This is a genomic window from Paenibacillus mucilaginosus 3016 (assembly GCF_000250655.1).
Classification (GTDB): domain Bacteria; phylum Bacillota; class Bacilli; order Paenibacillales; family NBRC-103111; genus Paenibacillus_G; species Paenibacillus_G mucilaginosus.
Genome location: NC_016935.1, coordinates 7,828,252 through 7,843,977, shown reverse-complemented (window position 1 = coordinate 7,843,977; position 15,726 = coordinate 7,828,252). Strand labels below are relative to the sequence as shown.

The following is a 15,726-nucleotide window of genomic DNA, read 5'->3' as shown; positions in this document are numbered from 1 at the left end:
TCATTCCTCCCGTACCGCTTGGGCAATCGTCTCGGCGGTCTCCTTGTGGTCGTGGTAGCCAGTCAATTCGTTGAAAATCCCTTCGAGCGAGGTGTCCTTTCCCATAGCCCGCAGCTCCTCGAATGAACCGTCCGCCGCAATCCGCCCGTCATACAGCAGGACGATGCGGGAGCTCACCTTCTCTACGACATCCATGATATGGGAGGAGTAAAAGACCGTTTTACCCTGCAGCGCCAGCTGGGCGAGCAGCTCCTTGACCACCATGACGCTGTTGGCATCGAGACCGCTCAGCGGCTCGTCGAGGAACAGGATGTCGGGGTTATGCAGGAGGGAGGAGATCAGCAGCACCTTCTGCTTCATTCCCTTGGAATAGGAGGCGATCCGGCTGTCATAGACTTCCCTCACGCCCAGCAGTTCCATCAGCCGCTGCGCTTTGCGGTCGGCCCGCTCGGGCTCTATGCCGTAGAGCTCGGCGATGAAGGTCAGGTATTCCCTGGCCGTCAGGGAGTCATAGAGATCCGCAAGCTCGGGGACATACCCGATCCGGCGCTTGTAGTCCACGCCGCCGCCTGCAATGTCGGTACCGAGTACCTTGACGCTGCCCGAATATCCTTCCGTCAGGCCAAGCAGGATTTTGACCGTCGTGCTTTTGCCTGCCCCGTTCGGCCCGATATATCCGATCACCTCCCCTTGCCGGACCTTGAGGGAGATTCCCTTGAGGACTTGATGACTGCCGTAACTCATCTGCAGGTTCTCTATGAGGATTACAGGCTCCGTGGTCATGCCGTGTCCTCCCTTACGATAGAAGTGTAATGATATACATATTTTACCACAAGAACCTTAAGTGTGGGAAAAAGACGTCATTGCGTAGGTCATGGAGATCGAGAGGAAGGAGGGGCGGAAGGGCGTTCCCCGCAAAATAAAAACCGCCCGGAGCCCGGACGGTCATGAGAAATGAAGCGTGTTTCTACCTATTTACTTCATTAATAAATAATAGACTTTAGAACTTATCCGCGTGCTTGGAGATATCGTCGAGCAGCAGGTTCGCCGCCTTGATATTGCCGGAGAGGTTCCAGATGATTTCGTCCACCTTGAAGTACTTGTTGTTCTTGGCTACGCTCAGGTTCTTGAAGAGCGGGTCGTTCAGCCATTCTTCGGCCTGCTTCGTGCCGCCCTTTTTGTCATCGTAGTCAGCGTTGAAGTAGAACATGACATCGCCGTCCATATCGGCCATGCGTTCCTTCGTGATGACTTCCATGAAGGCATCCTTATCCTGTGCTGCCGGACGGGAGAAGCCGAGGTCCTTCAGAATGATGCCTGCGAAGGTGTCCTTCTGGTAGATGCGGGTAGCCCCTGGAAGGAAGCGGACGATGGAGACTTTGGAAGACGTCTTGGCACCGAGCTTCGCTTTGACATCGGCTACATGCTTGTCATAAGCGGCCATGGCTTTCTCGCCTTCGGCTTTCTTGTTCAGCGCCTCGGCATAGAGCGTGAAGTTCTGCTTCCACTTGCCGGAGAGCTCGGTGGACAGAACCGTCGGTGCGATGGCTTTCAGCTGCGCGTAGATTTTCTCGTGGCGCACTTTGTTGCCGATGATGAGATCAGGCTTCAGGCCGGCAATCAGCTCCAGGTTCGGCTGGGTTTCGTCGCCGAGCTCCTGAACGCCCTGCATGGTGTCTTTGATATGCGGGAACCAGGTATCGCCGAGACCGGACTTTACGGCTCCGATCGGCTTCACGCCCAGTTCGAGTACGGCTTCGGTGCTCTCGTTCGTCAGCACGACAACGCGCTGCGGATTGCCCTTAAGCTCGGTTTCTTCCATGGCATGCTTGACCTTGCGTACTGCGTCTGCAGCAGGAGCCGCCGCCGGGGCTGTCTTTGTATCGCCCTTCTCGGTGGTGCCTGTCGTTGCAGCGGTATTTCCCCCGCAGCCTGCGGTGATGAGGGCCAGCGTCAGGCAGAGTGCGGCCGCAATGGGTTTGCTCTTACGGAAAAACATGAATTGGTTCCTCCCCGAATCTGTTGGATGCTGATCTAGACCTGTTCGGAATGATAATCATTCTCGTTAATATTAAAGAGGACTGCCCAAGTTTTGTCAACCCATTTTTTTGTAAAGGGTGTTGACATTGGGTGGAGCAGGGTAGAAGGCCTGACGGCACACGGGATGAGAGGCTGGGTGATGAGGAGGCTGGAAGAGAAGGAGTTACAGGAGGGGGAGGGAGTGAGGATGCGGTGAGAATGCGATGCGGAGGAGGATTAGTTGTATAGGGCGCGGAGGGAGTGAGAATGCGATGCGGAGGAGGATTGGTTGTATAGGGTGCGGTGGGAGTGAGAATACGGGGAATGATGAGTTGTGAAAGCAGGGATCAAGATGGAGTGGCCATGCGGGGAACGAGGACGAAGTGAGAATGTGAGAATGGGGGTGATTGTGATTGCGGGGAAGGGGCTGTAAAGCAGGGTTCGGGATGGAGTGGAAAGTGCGTGGGATGGGACGACGAGTGAGGAGGCATGGTGGGAATGCGGGTATGAGCGCGGTTTGAGAATACCGGGAGCAGGGAAGGAGTGAGAAAGCAGGGTACGAAGTGGAATGAAAAGCGGGGGATGTGGGAGGAGTGAGAATGCGGGATCGAAGAGCGGCAGGAGAGGGCGAGAAGGATGGTGGAGTGAGAATGCGGAGATGAACACGGAGTGGGGGGCAGGAGGGAAGCGAATGGGAATGAGAATGAGAATGAGAATGGGAATGAGAATGAGAATGAGAATGCAGGGTGAAAACGGGGCATGCTCTCTTCGCAAGAAGCGGCTGGAGTCCGGCTGGGCCTGCCGGAAGTAAAAGGCAATCTGCGGTGCAGGCGCTCCGCAAGCAATATAGCTTCATTCACGGCAAAGCCGCGTAAGAATGGGCCAAGAGAGAAGAATCTTAAGGCAAGCCGGGATGCGTGGGAACATGCAATGGGTGTGAATATGGGGGCGACCCGCATGCAGACAGAAAGCCGCCCTGTATGCTGTAAACGACGAAGTGGCGCGGGTTGCGGGCTTTTGGACCCTTCTCAAAAATGCATTAGTGAAGCAAAAAATAGTTCTTGAAATGAGAATGATAATCATTTACAATTTGGTCGAACGAGTGGGATGTAAAATTTCCCAATACATGCGGTAAAGGGGAGACATGATATGAACCTGGGTAATGCCCATTACCTGGAACAGCAGCAGCGCAGGGAATCGAGCGCAAGAACCTACCCTAGGAAGCTTCCCTTGGCGCTGACCGAAGCGCACGGGATGACGGTGAAAGACGCCGACGGCAAGACCTACTATGACTGCCTGGCGGGAGCGGGAACGCTCGCGCTTGGACATAACCACCCGGTTGTGGTGGAAGCGATGCAGGAGGTACTGGCCAGCGGGCTGCCTCTGCATACACTCGATTTGACAACGCCGGTGAAGGAGCAGTTCGTCGATGAGCTGTTCGCCTCACTTCCTCCGGAGTTCGCTTCGCGGGCCCGGATCCAGTTCTGCGGGCCATCCGGAGCGGATGCGGTCGAAGCGGCCGTGAAGCTCGTGAAGACGGCCACGGGACGCCGGACGATGATGTCGTTCCACGGCGGCTATCACGGCATGACGAGCGGGGCGCTCAGCCTGACGGGGAACCTGGGGCCGAAGCGCGAGGTGTCCGGGCTGATGCCGGACGTGCACTTCCTGCCGTATCCGTACGCTTACCGTTGTCCGTTCGGCGAAGGCGGCGAGGACAGCCACCGTCTCAGCTCCCGCTATATCGAGCGCCTGCTCGACGATCCGGAGAGCGGCATTCTTCCGCCGGCGGGGATCATCCTCGAAGCCGTGCAGGGCGAAGGCGGCGTGATCCCGGCACCGGAAGCCTGGCTGAAGGAGATCCGCCGGATCACCCGTGAGCGGGGGATTCCGATGATCGTGGACGAAGTGCAGGCGGGTGTCGGCCGGACCGGCCGCATGTGGGCTTTCGAGCATGCCGGCATCGTGCCGGATGTGCTCATCATCTCGAAGGCGGTCGGCGGGTCGCTGCCGCTGTCGGTGGTGGTCTACGACGAGTCGCTGGACACCTGGCAGCCGGGCGCGCATGCCGGCACCTTCCGCGGCAACCAGATGGCGATGGCGGCTGGAGCCGCAGCGCTGAGATACATACGCGAAGAGGGTGTGGTCGAGCATGCCGCCAAGATGGGCGGGAAGCTCCTCGGCGCCCTGTGCGAGGTGCAGCAGAAGACCGGCTGCATCGGTGAAGTAAGAGGCAGGGGGCTGATGGTCGGCGCCGAGATCGTGAACAAGGCGGCCGGAGCGGATGCGCTCGGCAGCTATCCGGCGTATCCGGAGCTGGCGAAGACGATCCAGCGCCAGTGCTTCGACCGGGGCCTGATCCTGGAGCTCGGCGGGCGCCACGGCAGCGTGGTGCGGTTCCTGCCTCCGCTGATCATCACGGAAGAGCAGATCGAAGCGATCACGGGAATCTTCCTGGAGGCGGTTGCCGCAGCGGAAGCCCAGTGCGGGGTACTGCAGGAGGTCTGCGGATGAGCTCGCCATATGACAGGCTGTTTCTTCACGGAAGCGAAGACAGCCAAGAGGAATACCGCCAGGCGATGAACCGCGCGATGGATGTGCTCATCCGCGACTTTGCCTCGGCACCCGGCCCGTACAGCGGGGCGGACCCGCAGAGCCTGCTGCGCGTGTACCGCGAGGTTCCGGTGTGTCCGGAGGACGGGGCGCCGATCGACGCTCTGATCGAGCGCATCGGCACTACGGTAGTGCGTCACTCGGCTGTGGTCACCGACCCGGCCTGCATCGCACACCTGCACTGCCCGCCGCTTTCGGTGTCCCTGGCCGCAGAGGCCTTGGTCTCAGGCACGAACCAGTCGATGGACTCCTGGGACCAGAGCATGTCGGGCACGCTGCTCGAGGAGCGGATCACCGCCTGGCTGTGCGGGATCTTCGGCTATGACCCGGGCAGCGATGGGGTCTTCACCAGCGGCGGTACGCAGTCCAACTTCATGGGGCTGCTCCTGGCCCGCAACCACTTCGCGAAGCGGCAGTGGGGCTGGGACATCCAGCGGAAGGGGCTTCCTCCGGAGGCCTCCCGCATGCGCATTCTGTGCTCGGAGGCGGCGCACTTCACGGTGAAGCAGTCCGCCGCCCTGCTGGGCCTCGGCGAGCAGACGGTCGTGACCGTGCCGGTCGACAGCCGGCACCGGATGCGCGCCGATGCGGCCGCCGAGATCCTGGCGTCGCTGACGGCCGAAGGGCTGCTGCCGTTCGCGCTCGTCGCGACGGCGGGCACGACCGACTTCGGCAGCATCGACCCGCTGCGCGAGCTGGCGGGCCTGGCCCGGACCTACGGGCTGTGGCTGCATGCTGACGCCGCGTACGGCGGTGCGCTCGTGCTCAGCGATACGTATGCCGTGCGGCTGCGCGGGCTCGAGCTTGCGGATTCGATCACGGTCGATTTTCACAAAATGTTCTACCAGCCGATCTCCTGCGGGGCGTTCCTGCTGAAGGAGCGGCGGTATTTTGACTATATCCGGCTCAACGCCGACTATCTCAACCCGGAAGAGGACGAGGATCACGGCATCCCGAACCTCGTGACGAAGTCCGTGCAGACGACGCGGCGCTTCGACGCGCTGAAGCTCTACATGTCCCTGCAGCATCTGGGGCGGCGGGCCTTCGGCGAGATGATCGACTTCACGGTCGAAACGGCCCGGGCGACGGCCCGGTTCATCCGCCAGGATCCCCAGCTCGAGCTGATCGGGGAACCGGAGATGAACGCCGTGGTGTTCCGCTACGTGCCGCCGGCTGTGCCGGGGGAGACGGAAGAGGAAGCGGGCCTGCGGGCCGACCTCCTCCACACGGAGATCCGCGCACAGCTGCTGGCCGAAGGGCGGGCGGTAGTGGCGCGTACCCGGGTGAAGGGCAGGGTATGCCTGAAGTTTACGCTGCTCAACCCGAGAACGACCGCCGAGCATACGGCAGGCATTCTCCAGGAAGTGAAGCGGATCGGCGGCATGCTGGGCCGCACAGCCGCCCGAAGCCAAGCGGCCAAGAAGGGCACGGAGAGCTTGACGATCGACACATCCAACGGAGCCAAAAAGAAAGCGAGGGCCATCTGATGAACGAGGCATACAAGGCTGATATCCAAACGACGGCAGACCACATGGCACTGCAGAGCCTGCTTAACTGCTATCTGCGCGAAACGGAATCCGGCGTCTGGGAGACGGCGGAAGCGATCGCACTGCGGACCGAAGGAGCGGAGGAGATGGCGAGCCCGACAGGCCTCTATCTCAGCATTCCGCTCAGCCGGCAGGGCATCACGCTGCGCTGCGGCGTACGCTATACTTCCCCGACGGGGCGTCATCTGTTCCAGTTTCCGGTGTACTACCGCACGGGCACCGAAGCCCAGTGGATTCAGGGCGATTACCTGACGGTCACCGTGCTGCTGATCAAAGAACTGGGCCTGACGCAGGGCAAAGTATCCGAACCCGATGAGCTCGTGCTGCGGGTCATTCAGAGCACGCGTCTCATCCAGGAATTCGTAGAGGGCCGCAAGGACGACGCGGAGGCCCTGTACGGCACTGACTTTACGTTCCTGGACGCAGAGCAGTCGCTCCTGTTCGGGCATCTGATCCACCCGACGCCGAAGAGCCGCCAGGGCGTGCCGGACGGAGAGCAGGCCCGGTATTCGCCGGAGCTGCAGGGATCGTTCCCGCTGCATTACTTCCGCGCCCACCGCAGCATTGTGGCCCAGGATTCCGTGCTGGAAAGCTCGGCTGAAGAGCTGCTGCTGGAGGAGCTCCGCAGCGATCCGCTGGTGGACGGGACTTGGCTCGAGGAGCAGATTGCAGGCGGAGAACATGTGCTGATTCCGGTGCATCCGCTGCAGGCGCAGGAGCTGCTTCGCCGCCCGGGCGTGCGTGCCTGGATCGCCGCCGGGCTGCTGAAGGATCTCGGGGAGATCGGCAGCGAGTACTATGCGACGTCTTCGCTGCGCACGGTGTACCGTCCGGACTCCCGTTTCATGCTGAAGTTCTCGATTCCGGTGAAGGTCACGAACTCGCTTCGCGTCAACCTGTTCAAGGAACTGGAGCGCGGCGTGGAAGTGCAGCGGTTGATGGGCACCAGTGTCGGACGGGTGCGCGAGGAATACCCGCCGTTCGATATCGTAGGCGATCCGGCCTACCTTACCCTGCGCATGGAAGGCCAGGAAGAGTCCGGCTTCGAGCTCGTGCTGCGCGACAACCCGTTCCGCGGGGAAGCGGCGCAGGGGGCGACGCTGGTGGCCGGTCTCGTGCAGGATCCGCTGCCGGGCAAGACCTCCCGCCTCTCGAACGTGATCCGTGAGCTGGCGGCGAAGGAAGGCCGGACGACCGAGGAGGTCAGCCGGGACTGGTTCCGCCTGTACCTCGGCATGTCGCTGAAGCCGATGGTCTGGCTGTACATGACCCACGGCATCGCGCTCGAAGCGCACCAGCAGAACAGTGTCGTGGTGCTTCAGGGAGGCTACCCGCACAAGTTCTACTACCGGGATAACCAGGGGTATTACTTCTGTTCCTCGACCAAGGAGCTGCTGGAGCGGGAGCTGCCGGGCATCGGGGCGAAGAGCCAGACGGTCTGCAGCGACGAAGTCGCGGACGAGCGGTTCCGGTATTATCTCATTTTCAACCACATGTTCGGTCTCATTAACGGGTTCGGCACGGCCGGGCTGGCCGATGAACGCGTACTGCTCGCCGAGCTCCGCGAAGCGCTGGCCTCCTTCGTGCCGATGAACCGCGAACCGTCCGTGTTCCTCCATACCCTGCTGCATAACGAGAAGCTGCCGTGCAAGGCCAACCTGCTCACGCGTCTGTTCAATATGGACGAACTCGTCGGCTCGCTCGACACGCAGTCGGTCTATGTGGAGATCGACAACCCGCTCGTGAAGGAGGTCGGCGAGCTTGACCGCCAAGGCACCGCAGAGCAGCAGCTCGTACACGGCTGATTCGGCCGCAGTCTATGAGATCTTCCATCCGGGGATCGGCCGGCGGATTTCGTTTCGCCCGGTAACGCTCGAGGAGGACTTTGAACGGCTTTTCGATTGGCAGCATCAGACCCACGTGATTCCGTTCTGGAATCTGAACATCTCCCGCGAAGCGTACCGCGCCCATCTCGAGGCGTTCCTCGCGGATACCCACCAGACTCTCTACATCGGAGAGCTGGACGGGGTGCCGATGAGCTATTGGGAAGCCTACTGGTGCGACCGGGACATTATCGGGAAGTACTACGACGCCCTGCCCGGGGACCAGGGGATTCACCTGCTGATCGGGCCTCCGGAGTACCTCGGCAAGGGCTATGCGCTGCCGCTGCTGCAGGCGATGACCGCGTTTCAATTCCAGCGGGGCGAGACGGACAAAATCATCGCCGAGCCGGATGCGCGCAACAGCAAGATGATTCATGTGTTTGAACAATGCGGATTCGTGTTCCAGAAGCATGTGGACCTGCCGGACAAGACGGGGGCCCTGATGTTCTGCGAACGGAGCCGCTTCGATCGGAGCTGGGAACATGAGTAACACAGGGGAAACCGCACAGCATGGCAAAACATACAGGGGGCAGCCGGTGCACGATGTCGTCGGCGTAGGCATCGGGCCGTTCAATCTGGGCCTCGCCGCCCTGCTGCAGAAGGCACCGGAGATCGAGGCGGTGTTCTTCGAACGCAAGGCGCAGTTCGGCTGGCATTCGGGCATGCTGATCGACGGCACGACGCTGCAGGTCCCGTTCTTCGCGGATCTGGTGACGATGGCCGACCCGACGCATCCGCTCTCCTTCCTGAACTACCTGCATGAGCAGGGAAGGCTGTACCACTTCTACTTCCTCGAGAAGTTTCATATCCCGCGCCGGGAATACGACCATTACTGCCGCTGGGCGTCGGAACGTCTGCCGTCCTGCCGGTTCGGCTTCGAGGTGACGGATGTGCGGCGGGTGGTGCCTGCAGGCGGGGAAGCGGCGGAGAGCCTGTTCGAGGTCGAAGTATTCGACGGGAAGGCGGGAGCTGCGAAGACGGTATTCACCCGTCATCTTGTGCTTGGTGTGGGCAGCGTGCCTTCGGTGCCTGCCGCCCTGCGTCCGATGCTCGGCGAGAACGTGTTCCATTCGGCGGATTTCCTGAGCCGCCGCCACCGCCTGCGGGAAGCCCGCTCGGTGACGGTCATCGGCTCGGGCCAGAGTGCGGCCGAGGTGTTCCTTGAGCTGCTCAAGGAGCAGGAAGCCTGCGGTTACCGGCTCGACTGGTTCACCCGTTCCGCCGGCTTCTTCCCGATGGAGTATTCGAAGCTGGGGCTGGAGCATTTTTCCCCGGACTACACCCGTTACTTCTACGGACTGCCTCAGGCCAAGCGGGACGAAATCCGTTCGCGCCAGTCGCTGCTCTACAAGGGCATCTCGGCGAAGGCGATCGCGGACATCTACGATACGCTCTACGATGCAAGCGTAGGCGGTGCGCAGCCCGATGTGCGGCTGCTGGCGAACACCGAGGTCGAAGCGATGGAAATTTCGGGCGGCGGTTACCGGCTGGCCTGCCGCCACCGCGAGCAGGACACGGTCTTCAGCCATGAGAGCGACATGGTCGTGCTCGCGACAGGCTATGCGCATCCGGTTCCCCGCTTCCTGAAGTCCCTCAGTGATCTCATCGCCTGGGACGAAGAGGGACGCTACAAAGTGGAGGCGGACTACCGCCTGTCGCTGAAGGAGGAGCTGGGCGGCCGTATTTACGTGCAGAACGGCGAGCTTCATACCCACGGCATCGGCGCGCCGGACCTCGGACTTGGTGCCTACCGCAGCAGTGCGATCGTGAATGCGCTGGCCGGCCGGGAAGTGTACCGCCTGCAGGAGCGCACTGTGTTCCAGCAGTTCGGCGTAAGCACGGACGCTGTCACGGGAGCCGAAAAGGCAGGCGCTGCAGGACAAGAGGCTGAGAGCAGCGGCAGAGAAAACGGGGCGGCTGCGGTGCTCGCGGGAGCAGCCGGAGGATCCGGGGCCTCATGACGGCTCCGGTCCTGAACACGCAGCCTTCCGAAGCGCGTGTGGCGCGGGCGCAGTATGCCCTGCTCGGCTGCGTGTTCCTCGGCTTGTTCACCGAGGTGCTCCTGTCGCCGTTCTATCCGCAGTTTTTCCGCAAGGTGTTCGGCATTGACGACTTTGCCTACACAGGCTGGTACATCTTCATCTGCCGGCTGACCGTGGTGCTCTGCTCCCCGCTGTGGGGGCTGCTCTCACGGCGGTTTGACCCGAAGCGGCTGCTGTTCTTCGGCCAGGCGGGGACGGCGGTGTTCACCGCGATGATGGCCACGGCCGATACGGCGGGGGCCTTCCTTGCCTTCACCGTGCTCCTGCTCCTGTTCAAAAGCAGCTACATGCTGATCTACCCGCTGATGGTTTCGCTCTCGGGTAACGGAAGCAATGCGGCGACCGCAAGCAAGTTCCATGCGGTCTACCACCTGGCGATCATCCTGTCGACGCTTGCCGGAGCGCGCATGATGACGATGGAGAATCCGCTGAGCCTGTTCTACCTGGCGGCAGCGGTGGACGTCGTCCAGCTCGGATTGTGCGTCTGGGCGCTGCGGGGCTTCGGCAGCCGGGAGAAGGAGGAGCAGCCCGAAGGGGAGAAGCCATCCGGCGGGCTGCGCCGGTGGAGCGGTTTTCTCATCGTGCTCGGCAGTGTCTTCTTCACGCTGACGGTGGCGAACAACCTGATCCGGCCCTTCTTCACCCAGTATTCCCAGGAGACGTTCGGGCTCGGGGCGGGCGCGCTCAGCCTGCTCTTCCTGATCCCGAATGCGATGGCCGTGGCGGCGATGCCGCTGATCAAGCGGCTCTGCGTGCCGGAGAAGCTGACGAACGTCTATGTGCTCGGCGTGGCGGTGATGGCCGGAGGCCTGTACCTGCAGGGTGAGGCGGACTCTCTGGCCCTGCTCGTGCTCGGGCGCCTGATGTACGGCCTGTTCCTCGCCATCACGATGGCGTCGCTCGACGTGCTTCTGTTCCAGCACAGCAGCGGACCGCACCTGTCGTTCCATTACAGCGTGATGGTCTCCTGCCAGAACATGGGCGAGCTGGCCTCGCCGCTGCTGGCATCCGCCCTGGTGGCCGGTGCGGGACTTGCCGTTCCGTTCGTCAGCAGCGCGGCGATCTGCATCTTGAACCTGGCGCTGTTCGTTTTCCTTCTGAGAGGGCGGGCGGCGGCACTGAACCGATCTTAATCCCGGGCCTGCCCGGCAGGCCGCGGGTCATTTTATACAAGCCATTCAGGAGGAATCCATTCCATGATGGAAACAGAGCAAGGTCTTAGAACGCTCAGCGAAGCGCTCCGCTCGCCCGTCTATATCACGGTGCGCCGGAGAGTGTTCCGCCAGCTGGTCGAATCGCTCCTGTACGAGGGCGTGGTGACGGCGGATACCGCCGAGGAGGCGGGGCATACGCGCTTCACCCTGCACGGCCGGGACGCGGACGGAGATGCCGTCGCGTATCAGTGCCGGGGCCGGCGGAGCCTGACGTTCGGCCGCGTCCGGCTGACGGATGAGCCCGTGCGGCGCCTGGCCGCAGACCGGGAGGAAGAGGCGGCAAGCCTGGCGGGCTTCGTGGAAGAGGTGCTCGGCCCGCTCCAGGGCTTCAGCCCGGAGAAGCTCCGCTCGTTCGTGGGCGAGATGGAAGGCACGCTGCTCAACGATTCGCTGGCCCAGTACCGGCGGACACAGAGCTGGAACCTGCTGCGGGGCAAAGCCTATGATGACCTGGAAGGCGACGCGATGGACGGCCATCCGTACCATCCGGCTTACAAGTCGCGCGTCGGGTTCGACTATGCGGACCAGCTGGCCTACGGGCCCGAGTTCAAGCCCTCGCTGCAGCTGCAGTGGGTGGCGGTGCGCCGGGATTGTGCGCGGGTTGCCGTATCCCCCGGGGAGAATTACGACGACCTGATCGCCGCCGAGTTTGGGGCTCCCCAGCTGGAGACCTTCCGCACGGAGCTGCGGAAGCAGGGTTATACACCGGAGGCATACGTGTTCCTGCCGGTACATCCGTGGCAGTGGCGCCGGCACACGGCCGGCCGGTTCTTCCGGGATATCCGTGACGGGCGGATCGTTCCGCTCGGGACGGCCGGAGATCTGTACGTGCCCCAGCAGTCGATCCGTACGCTGTCGAACCGCACGAACCCGCGCAAAGCCTACGCGAAGCTGTCGATGGACCTCATCAATACGTCCTCGTCGCGGGAGCTGCTTCCGCACTTCGTCGTGACCGCTCCGCCGATTACCGGCTGGCTGAAGGGCATTGCCGCCTCCGACCCGTACCTGCGGGAGGAGACGAAGCTGATCCTGCTCGGCGAGTTCGCCGGGGTGTCGTACGACCCTCCGGTCGAAGCCGGAGACGGCGCGCGGACGGGCGGCTCGGCAGGCTCGCTCGGCTGCATCTGGCGCGAGAGCGTACACCGTTACCTGGAGCCGGGTGAGGAGGCCGTGCCGTTCCATGCCCTGTGCTCGCGGGAGCTGGACGGGTCGCTGTTCATCGCTCCGTGGCTGGAGTCCATCGGCGTCGAGAGCTGGCTGCGCCGGCTGTTCAAGACGTGCGTGCTGCCGGTCGTCCACCTGGCGGTGGCCCACGGCATCGCGCTCGAATCGCATGCGCAGAACATGGTGCTGGTGCACCGGGGCGGCATGCCGGTCCGGGCGGCACTGAAGGATTTTCACGAGGATGTGCTCTATACCCGCGACTTCCTGCGGGAGCCGGAGCGCTGTCCGGACTTCCCGGCGGTACACGAGATTTACCGGAATGCAGGACCCGGCACCTCGTTCGAGGCGGGCAGCCTCTCTACCGTGCGGGGGCTGACGCTCGGCGCGCTGTTCTTCATCAATCTCGGGGAGCTGGCGCTGACGCTGGCGGACCGGTACGGCTATGAGGAGACTCGCTTCTGGACGCTGGCGGCGGATCTGCTGGAGAGCTACCGCATCCGTTTCCCGCAGTACGAGGAGCGGTTCCGGACGCTGGACCTGTTCGTGCCGGAGACCCGGGTCGAGCAGCTGACGAAGCGCCGGCTGGTTCCTGCCGAAGAGCGGGGGGGCTGCAGTCATGACGTGCCGAATCCCCTGTATCATGTGCGGGAACGTGAGAAGGCCGGCGCGGAACTGCAGACGGCAGGCGTCTGATCTGCAGTCGAGCCTTTCCTTACTTCCAACCTTTTCAACCTAACCATACAGTCCACTTTGTCCAAAAGGAGGAACATGATGTTTACCGTGAACCGTGAACGCTTCTCAGCATCGGATGCCCGCGTGCGCCTCGATGCATACGGGGCGCTGGAGCATTTTCGCAGCCCGGAGGGCCGGCTCTATGCGCTGTGCCTGAGCTCCCCGGCCGACGTGGTCACGCTCGTGCTCTTCCTGCGCGAGCGTGGCGGCTCGGTGCTGCTGCTGGCCGCCGATACGCCGCTCGAGACCGCCTTGGCCTCGGCACGCCAGGCGGGAGCTTATGCGCTCGTCATCGGTACGCCGGAGCAGTGCCAGGTGCTGCCGGGGACGCCGGCGGCCCAAGAGGAGCCGTCGCTCTACAGCTTCAGCTCCGGCACGACGGGCGGAGCCAAGCTCATCCGCCGCTCCTGGAGCGCGGTGGCGGAAGAAATCGCCGCCTACAACGAGGCCATTCCCGCCGATGCCGGTGAGACGCCTGTGGTGCTTGCGTCGGTGACGCACTCCTACGGGCTCCTGTGCGGCGTACTGGCGACCCTCGAGCGGGGCGTGAGCCCCGTGATCGTGACCAACAAGAACCCGAAGTTCGCGCTGAGCGTCATCCGCGATACGCCTAAGCACTTGGTGTACGGCGTGCCGACCCTGTTCCACATGCTGACGGGCTTCAGCCAGGAAGGGCTGCGGTTCCACAAGCTGATGACCTCCGGCGCGCCGATGCCGGCCCCGCTGTTCGAGAGGCTCAGCGGGCTCGCGGACACGCTGCTGCAGCAGTACGGCTGCTCGGAGGCGGGCTGCATCTCGATCTCCCCGCGGATGGAAGCCGCGACGGATATGGGGCTGCCGCTGCGGCACTGGAAGCTCGAGCTGGACAGCCGGGAGGAGGCACAGCCGTCGGAGCTGGCCGTTACCGGCAGGGCCGGACGCATTGCGACCGGCGACCTTGGCTATATTGCCCCTTCCGGGCATATTCACCTGCTGTCGCGGATCGATGACGTCATCAATGTATCGGGGCTCAAAGTCTTTCCGCTCGAGGTCGAAGAGGTGCTGCTCGGCATGCCGGGAGTGGCTGAAGCGGTCGTGTACCGGGGCCGCCATCCGGTGATGGGCGAGATCGTCAAAGCCCGGATCGTAGCGTCCGGACGGGTCTCCGCCGACGATGTGCGGGATGTGTGCCTGCAGCGGCTGCCCGCTTACAAGGTGCCGGCGGACATTGAATTCGTAACGGCCATACCGAAGAACCCGACAGGCAAGATCAGCCGCAAACGGCTGGAAATGGAGGATGCGACCCAATGAACCGCGAGGAATTAAGAGAAGGACTGAAGCGCCTGCTGACGGAGAACCTGGAGCTGCCGGAAGCGGCGAAGCGGGAGACCCTGGACGATTCGCTGAAGCTGAATGCGGATCTCTATGTGGATTCGGTACGGCTGCTGCAGCTGATCGTGTACATAGAAGAAGAACTGAAGCTGGCGGTGCCCGAGGAGGAGCTGGACTTCAAGGGGTTGGATACGGTCGGCGCACTGCTGGACTTCATGGCGGAGCTGCGGCCGCTGGATGCGGCGGGGCAGGGCGTATGATCAAGGTCCACTGCCTGATCTCCTGCCTCTGCGAGATCGTCAAACGGCGCAGCAGCGTTGATTACCGGTCCTACTATTTCGGAATATGGGATTCCGACTTCGACATTACGGACGAAGGGGAGATCACCTATTTCTCGGACCGGATCGGGCATGATGCCTTCCTGAACACCTACGAACAGTTTTTCGGGCTGAAGGTGCACGAGTGGTACGATGCCGCCCGAAGCCGGGAGGAGAACCTGGAGGTGTTCCTGGAGCTGCTCGAGAACAAGCCGGAGCACCGGTACCTCATCGTGCAGATCGACATGTCGCTGATGCCGGAGCGGGAGAACAAGTTCCAGCAGAAGCCGTTTCCCCACTACCTCATGATCTCGAAGACCGAGAAGGAGGATGAGTGGTTCATGTTCGATCCCGACTTCCGGTGGGAGGGGAATGTGAGCCGGGACCGGGTGATCGAAGCGATCCTCGGCAACGAGTTCGGCGGTGGCTTTTATGTGGATGCCGAGACCGTGCAGGAGCCTTCGTTCGAGACGATCCGAGACCATTTTGTGACGACGTTCCATCCGGAGGACAATGAACTGGTCTCACGTCTGCGCCGGCTGGTCATGGATATGGCGGAAGGAAACCACGGATGGGACCTTCCATTGCTGACCCGTGCGGTGAAGCAGCTCAATATTCTGGTGATCCGCAAGTACAGCTATGACTATGCCCTGATGTTCTTCGACGACACGCTGAAGCTGCCGAAGCAGAATTATGAAGACTGGTGCCAGGAGATCCGTGACCTGGTGAGTGCGTTTAACCACGCCCAATATCTGGCGGTCAAGCTGTCCATGACCGGCCGCAGGTCGATCCTTCCCCAGCTCTTCGAGACGATCGACAAGGCGGATGAGATCGAATTCCGTATCAAAGGCGAGCTGCAGCGCCAGTTCGGCCTGTGGTGCGCA

At 62.3% G+C, this 15,726-nt stretch carries 11 protein-coding genes and 1 pseudogene; 10 read left to right on the top strand and 2 right to left on the bottom strand.

The window, feature by feature from the left end; genetic code table 11:
• Both PM3016_RS32570 and PM3016_RS32565 read right to left on the bottom strand, forming a co-directional pair.
• Complete coding sequence (locus PM3016_RS32570) at positions 1–783, bottom strand: ABC transporter ATP-binding protein (RefSeq protein ID WP_014372319.1); 783 nt, start codon at positions 781–783, stop codon at positions 1–3.
• 217 nt (positions 784–1,000) lie between these two features.
• Positions 1,001–1,999 (bottom strand): ABC transporter substrate-binding protein, encoded by a 999-nt coding sequence (locus PM3016_RS32565; RefSeq protein ID WP_014372318.1) that lies wholly within the window; start codon positions 1,997–1,999, stop codon positions 1,001–1,003.
• A gap of 1,169 nt (positions 2,000–3,168) precedes the next feature.
• On the opposite strand from PM3016_RS32565, the gene PM3016_RS32555 reads away from it, so the two are divergent.
• The 10 genes and pseudogenes from PM3016_RS32555 to PM3016_RS32510 all read left to right on the top strand — a co-directional run.
• The gene (locus PM3016_RS32555) at positions 3,169–4,533 is read left to right on the top strand and encodes an aspartate aminotransferase family protein (protein ID WP_013920714.1); all 1,365 of its coding nucleotides are present in this window, start codon (positions 3,169–3,171) and stop codon (positions 4,531–4,533) included.
• Complete coding sequence (locus tag PM3016_RS32550) at positions 4,530–6,119, top strand: pyridoxal phosphate-dependent decarboxylase family protein (RefSeq protein WP_014372316.1); 1,590 nt, start codon at positions 4,530–4,532, stop codon at positions 6,117–6,119. The genes PM3016_RS32555 and PM3016_RS32550 overlap by 4 nt, the downstream gene beginning before the upstream one ends.
• Complete coding sequence (locus PM3016_RS32545; RefSeq protein ID WP_014372315.1) at positions 6,119–7,984, top strand: IucA/IucC family protein; 1,866 nt, start codon at positions 6,119–6,121, stop codon at positions 7,982–7,984. The genes PM3016_RS32550 and PM3016_RS32545 overlap by 1 nt, the downstream gene beginning before the upstream one ends.
• Positions 7,985–8,018: 34 nt before the next feature.
• Positions 8,019–8,552: a GNAT family N-acetyltransferase gene (locus PM3016_RS32540; protein WP_457194667.1), complete on the top strand. Its 534-nt coding sequence runs from the start codon at positions 8,019–8,021 to the stop codon at positions 8,550–8,552.
• Positions 8,545–10,023 carry a lysine N(6)-hydroxylase/L-ornithine N(5)-oxygenase family protein gene (locus PM3016_RS32535; RefSeq protein ID WP_014372313.1) on the top strand — a complete coding sequence of 493 codons (1,479 nt, stop codon included), beginning with the start codon at positions 8,545–8,547 and terminating at the stop codon, positions 10,021–10,023. Before PM3016_RS32540 ends, PM3016_RS32535 begins: the two co-directional genes overlap by 8 nt.
• Positions 10,020–11,237 (top strand): MFS transporter, encoded by a 1,218-nt coding sequence (locus PM3016_RS32530; RefSeq protein WP_014372312.1) that lies wholly within the window; start codon positions 10,020–10,022, stop codon positions 11,235–11,237. Before PM3016_RS32535 ends, PM3016_RS32530 begins: the two co-directional genes overlap by 4 nt.
• A 63-nt stretch (positions 11,238–11,300) precedes the next feature.
• Positions 11,301–13,175 (top strand): IucA/IucC family protein, encoded by a 1,875-nt coding sequence (locus PM3016_RS32525; protein WP_014372311.1) that lies wholly within the window; start codon positions 11,301–11,303, stop codon positions 13,173–13,175.
• A 78-nt stretch (positions 13,176–13,253) separates the two neighbouring features.
• Positions 13,254–14,504, top strand: a complete 1,251-nt coding sequence (locus PM3016_RS32520; protein ID WP_014372310.1) for an AMP-binding protein — start codon at positions 13,254–13,256, stop codon at positions 14,502–14,504.
• The gene (locus PM3016_RS32515; RefSeq protein ID WP_014372309.1) at positions 14,501–14,785 is read left to right on the top strand and encodes a phosphopantetheine-binding protein; all 285 of its coding nucleotides are present in this window, start codon (positions 14,501–14,503) and stop codon (positions 14,783–14,785) included. Before PM3016_RS32520 ends, PM3016_RS32515 begins: the two co-directional genes overlap by 4 nt.
• Positions 14,782–15,720 (top strand): annotated as a pseudogene (locus PM3016_RS32510) (DUF6005 family protein); the annotation flags it as partial. The gene PM3016_RS32515 and the pseudogene PM3016_RS32510, both read left to right, overlap by 4 nt.
• Positions 15,721–15,726 lie beyond the last annotated feature (6 nt).

Excerpts from the sequence above, each read along its gene's own strand:
- PM3016_RS32570 (WP_014372319.1), bottom strand. The coding sequence starts at position 783 with ATGACCACGGAGCCTGTAATCCTCATAGAGAACCTGCAGATGAGTTAC.
- PM3016_RS32565 (WP_014372318.1), bottom strand. The coding sequence starts at position 1,999 with ATGTTTTTCCGTAAGAGCAAACCCATTGCGGCCGCACTCTGCCTGACG.
- PM3016_RS32555 (WP_013920714.1), top strand. The coding sequence starts at position 3,169 with ATGAACCTGGGTAATGCCCATTACCTGGAACAGCAGCAGCGCAGGGAA.
- PM3016_RS32550 (WP_014372316.1), top strand. The coding sequence starts at position 4,530 with ATGAGCTCGCCATATGACAGGCTGTTTCTTCACGGAAGCGAAGACAGC.
- PM3016_RS32545 (WP_014372315.1), top strand. The coding sequence starts at position 6,119 with ATGAACGAGGCATACAAGGCTGATATCCAAACGACGGCAGACCACATG.
- PM3016_RS32535 (WP_014372313.1), top strand. The coding sequence starts at position 8,545 with ATGAGTAACACAGGGGAAACCGCACAGCATGGCAAAACATACAGGGGG.
- PM3016_RS32530 (WP_014372312.1), top strand. The coding sequence starts at position 10,020 with ATGACGGCTCCGGTCCTGAACACGCAGCCTTCCGAAGCGCGTGTGGCG.
- PM3016_RS32525 (WP_014372311.1), top strand. The coding sequence starts at position 11,301 with ATGATGGAAACAGAGCAAGGTCTTAGAACGCTCAGCGAAGCGCTCCGC.
- PM3016_RS32520 (WP_014372310.1), top strand. The coding sequence starts at position 13,254 with ATGTTTACCGTGAACCGTGAACGCTTCTCAGCATCGGATGCCCGCGTG.
- PM3016_RS32515 (WP_014372309.1), top strand. The coding sequence starts at position 14,501 with ATGAACCGCGAGGAATTAAGAGAAGGACTGAAGCGCCTGCTGACGGAG.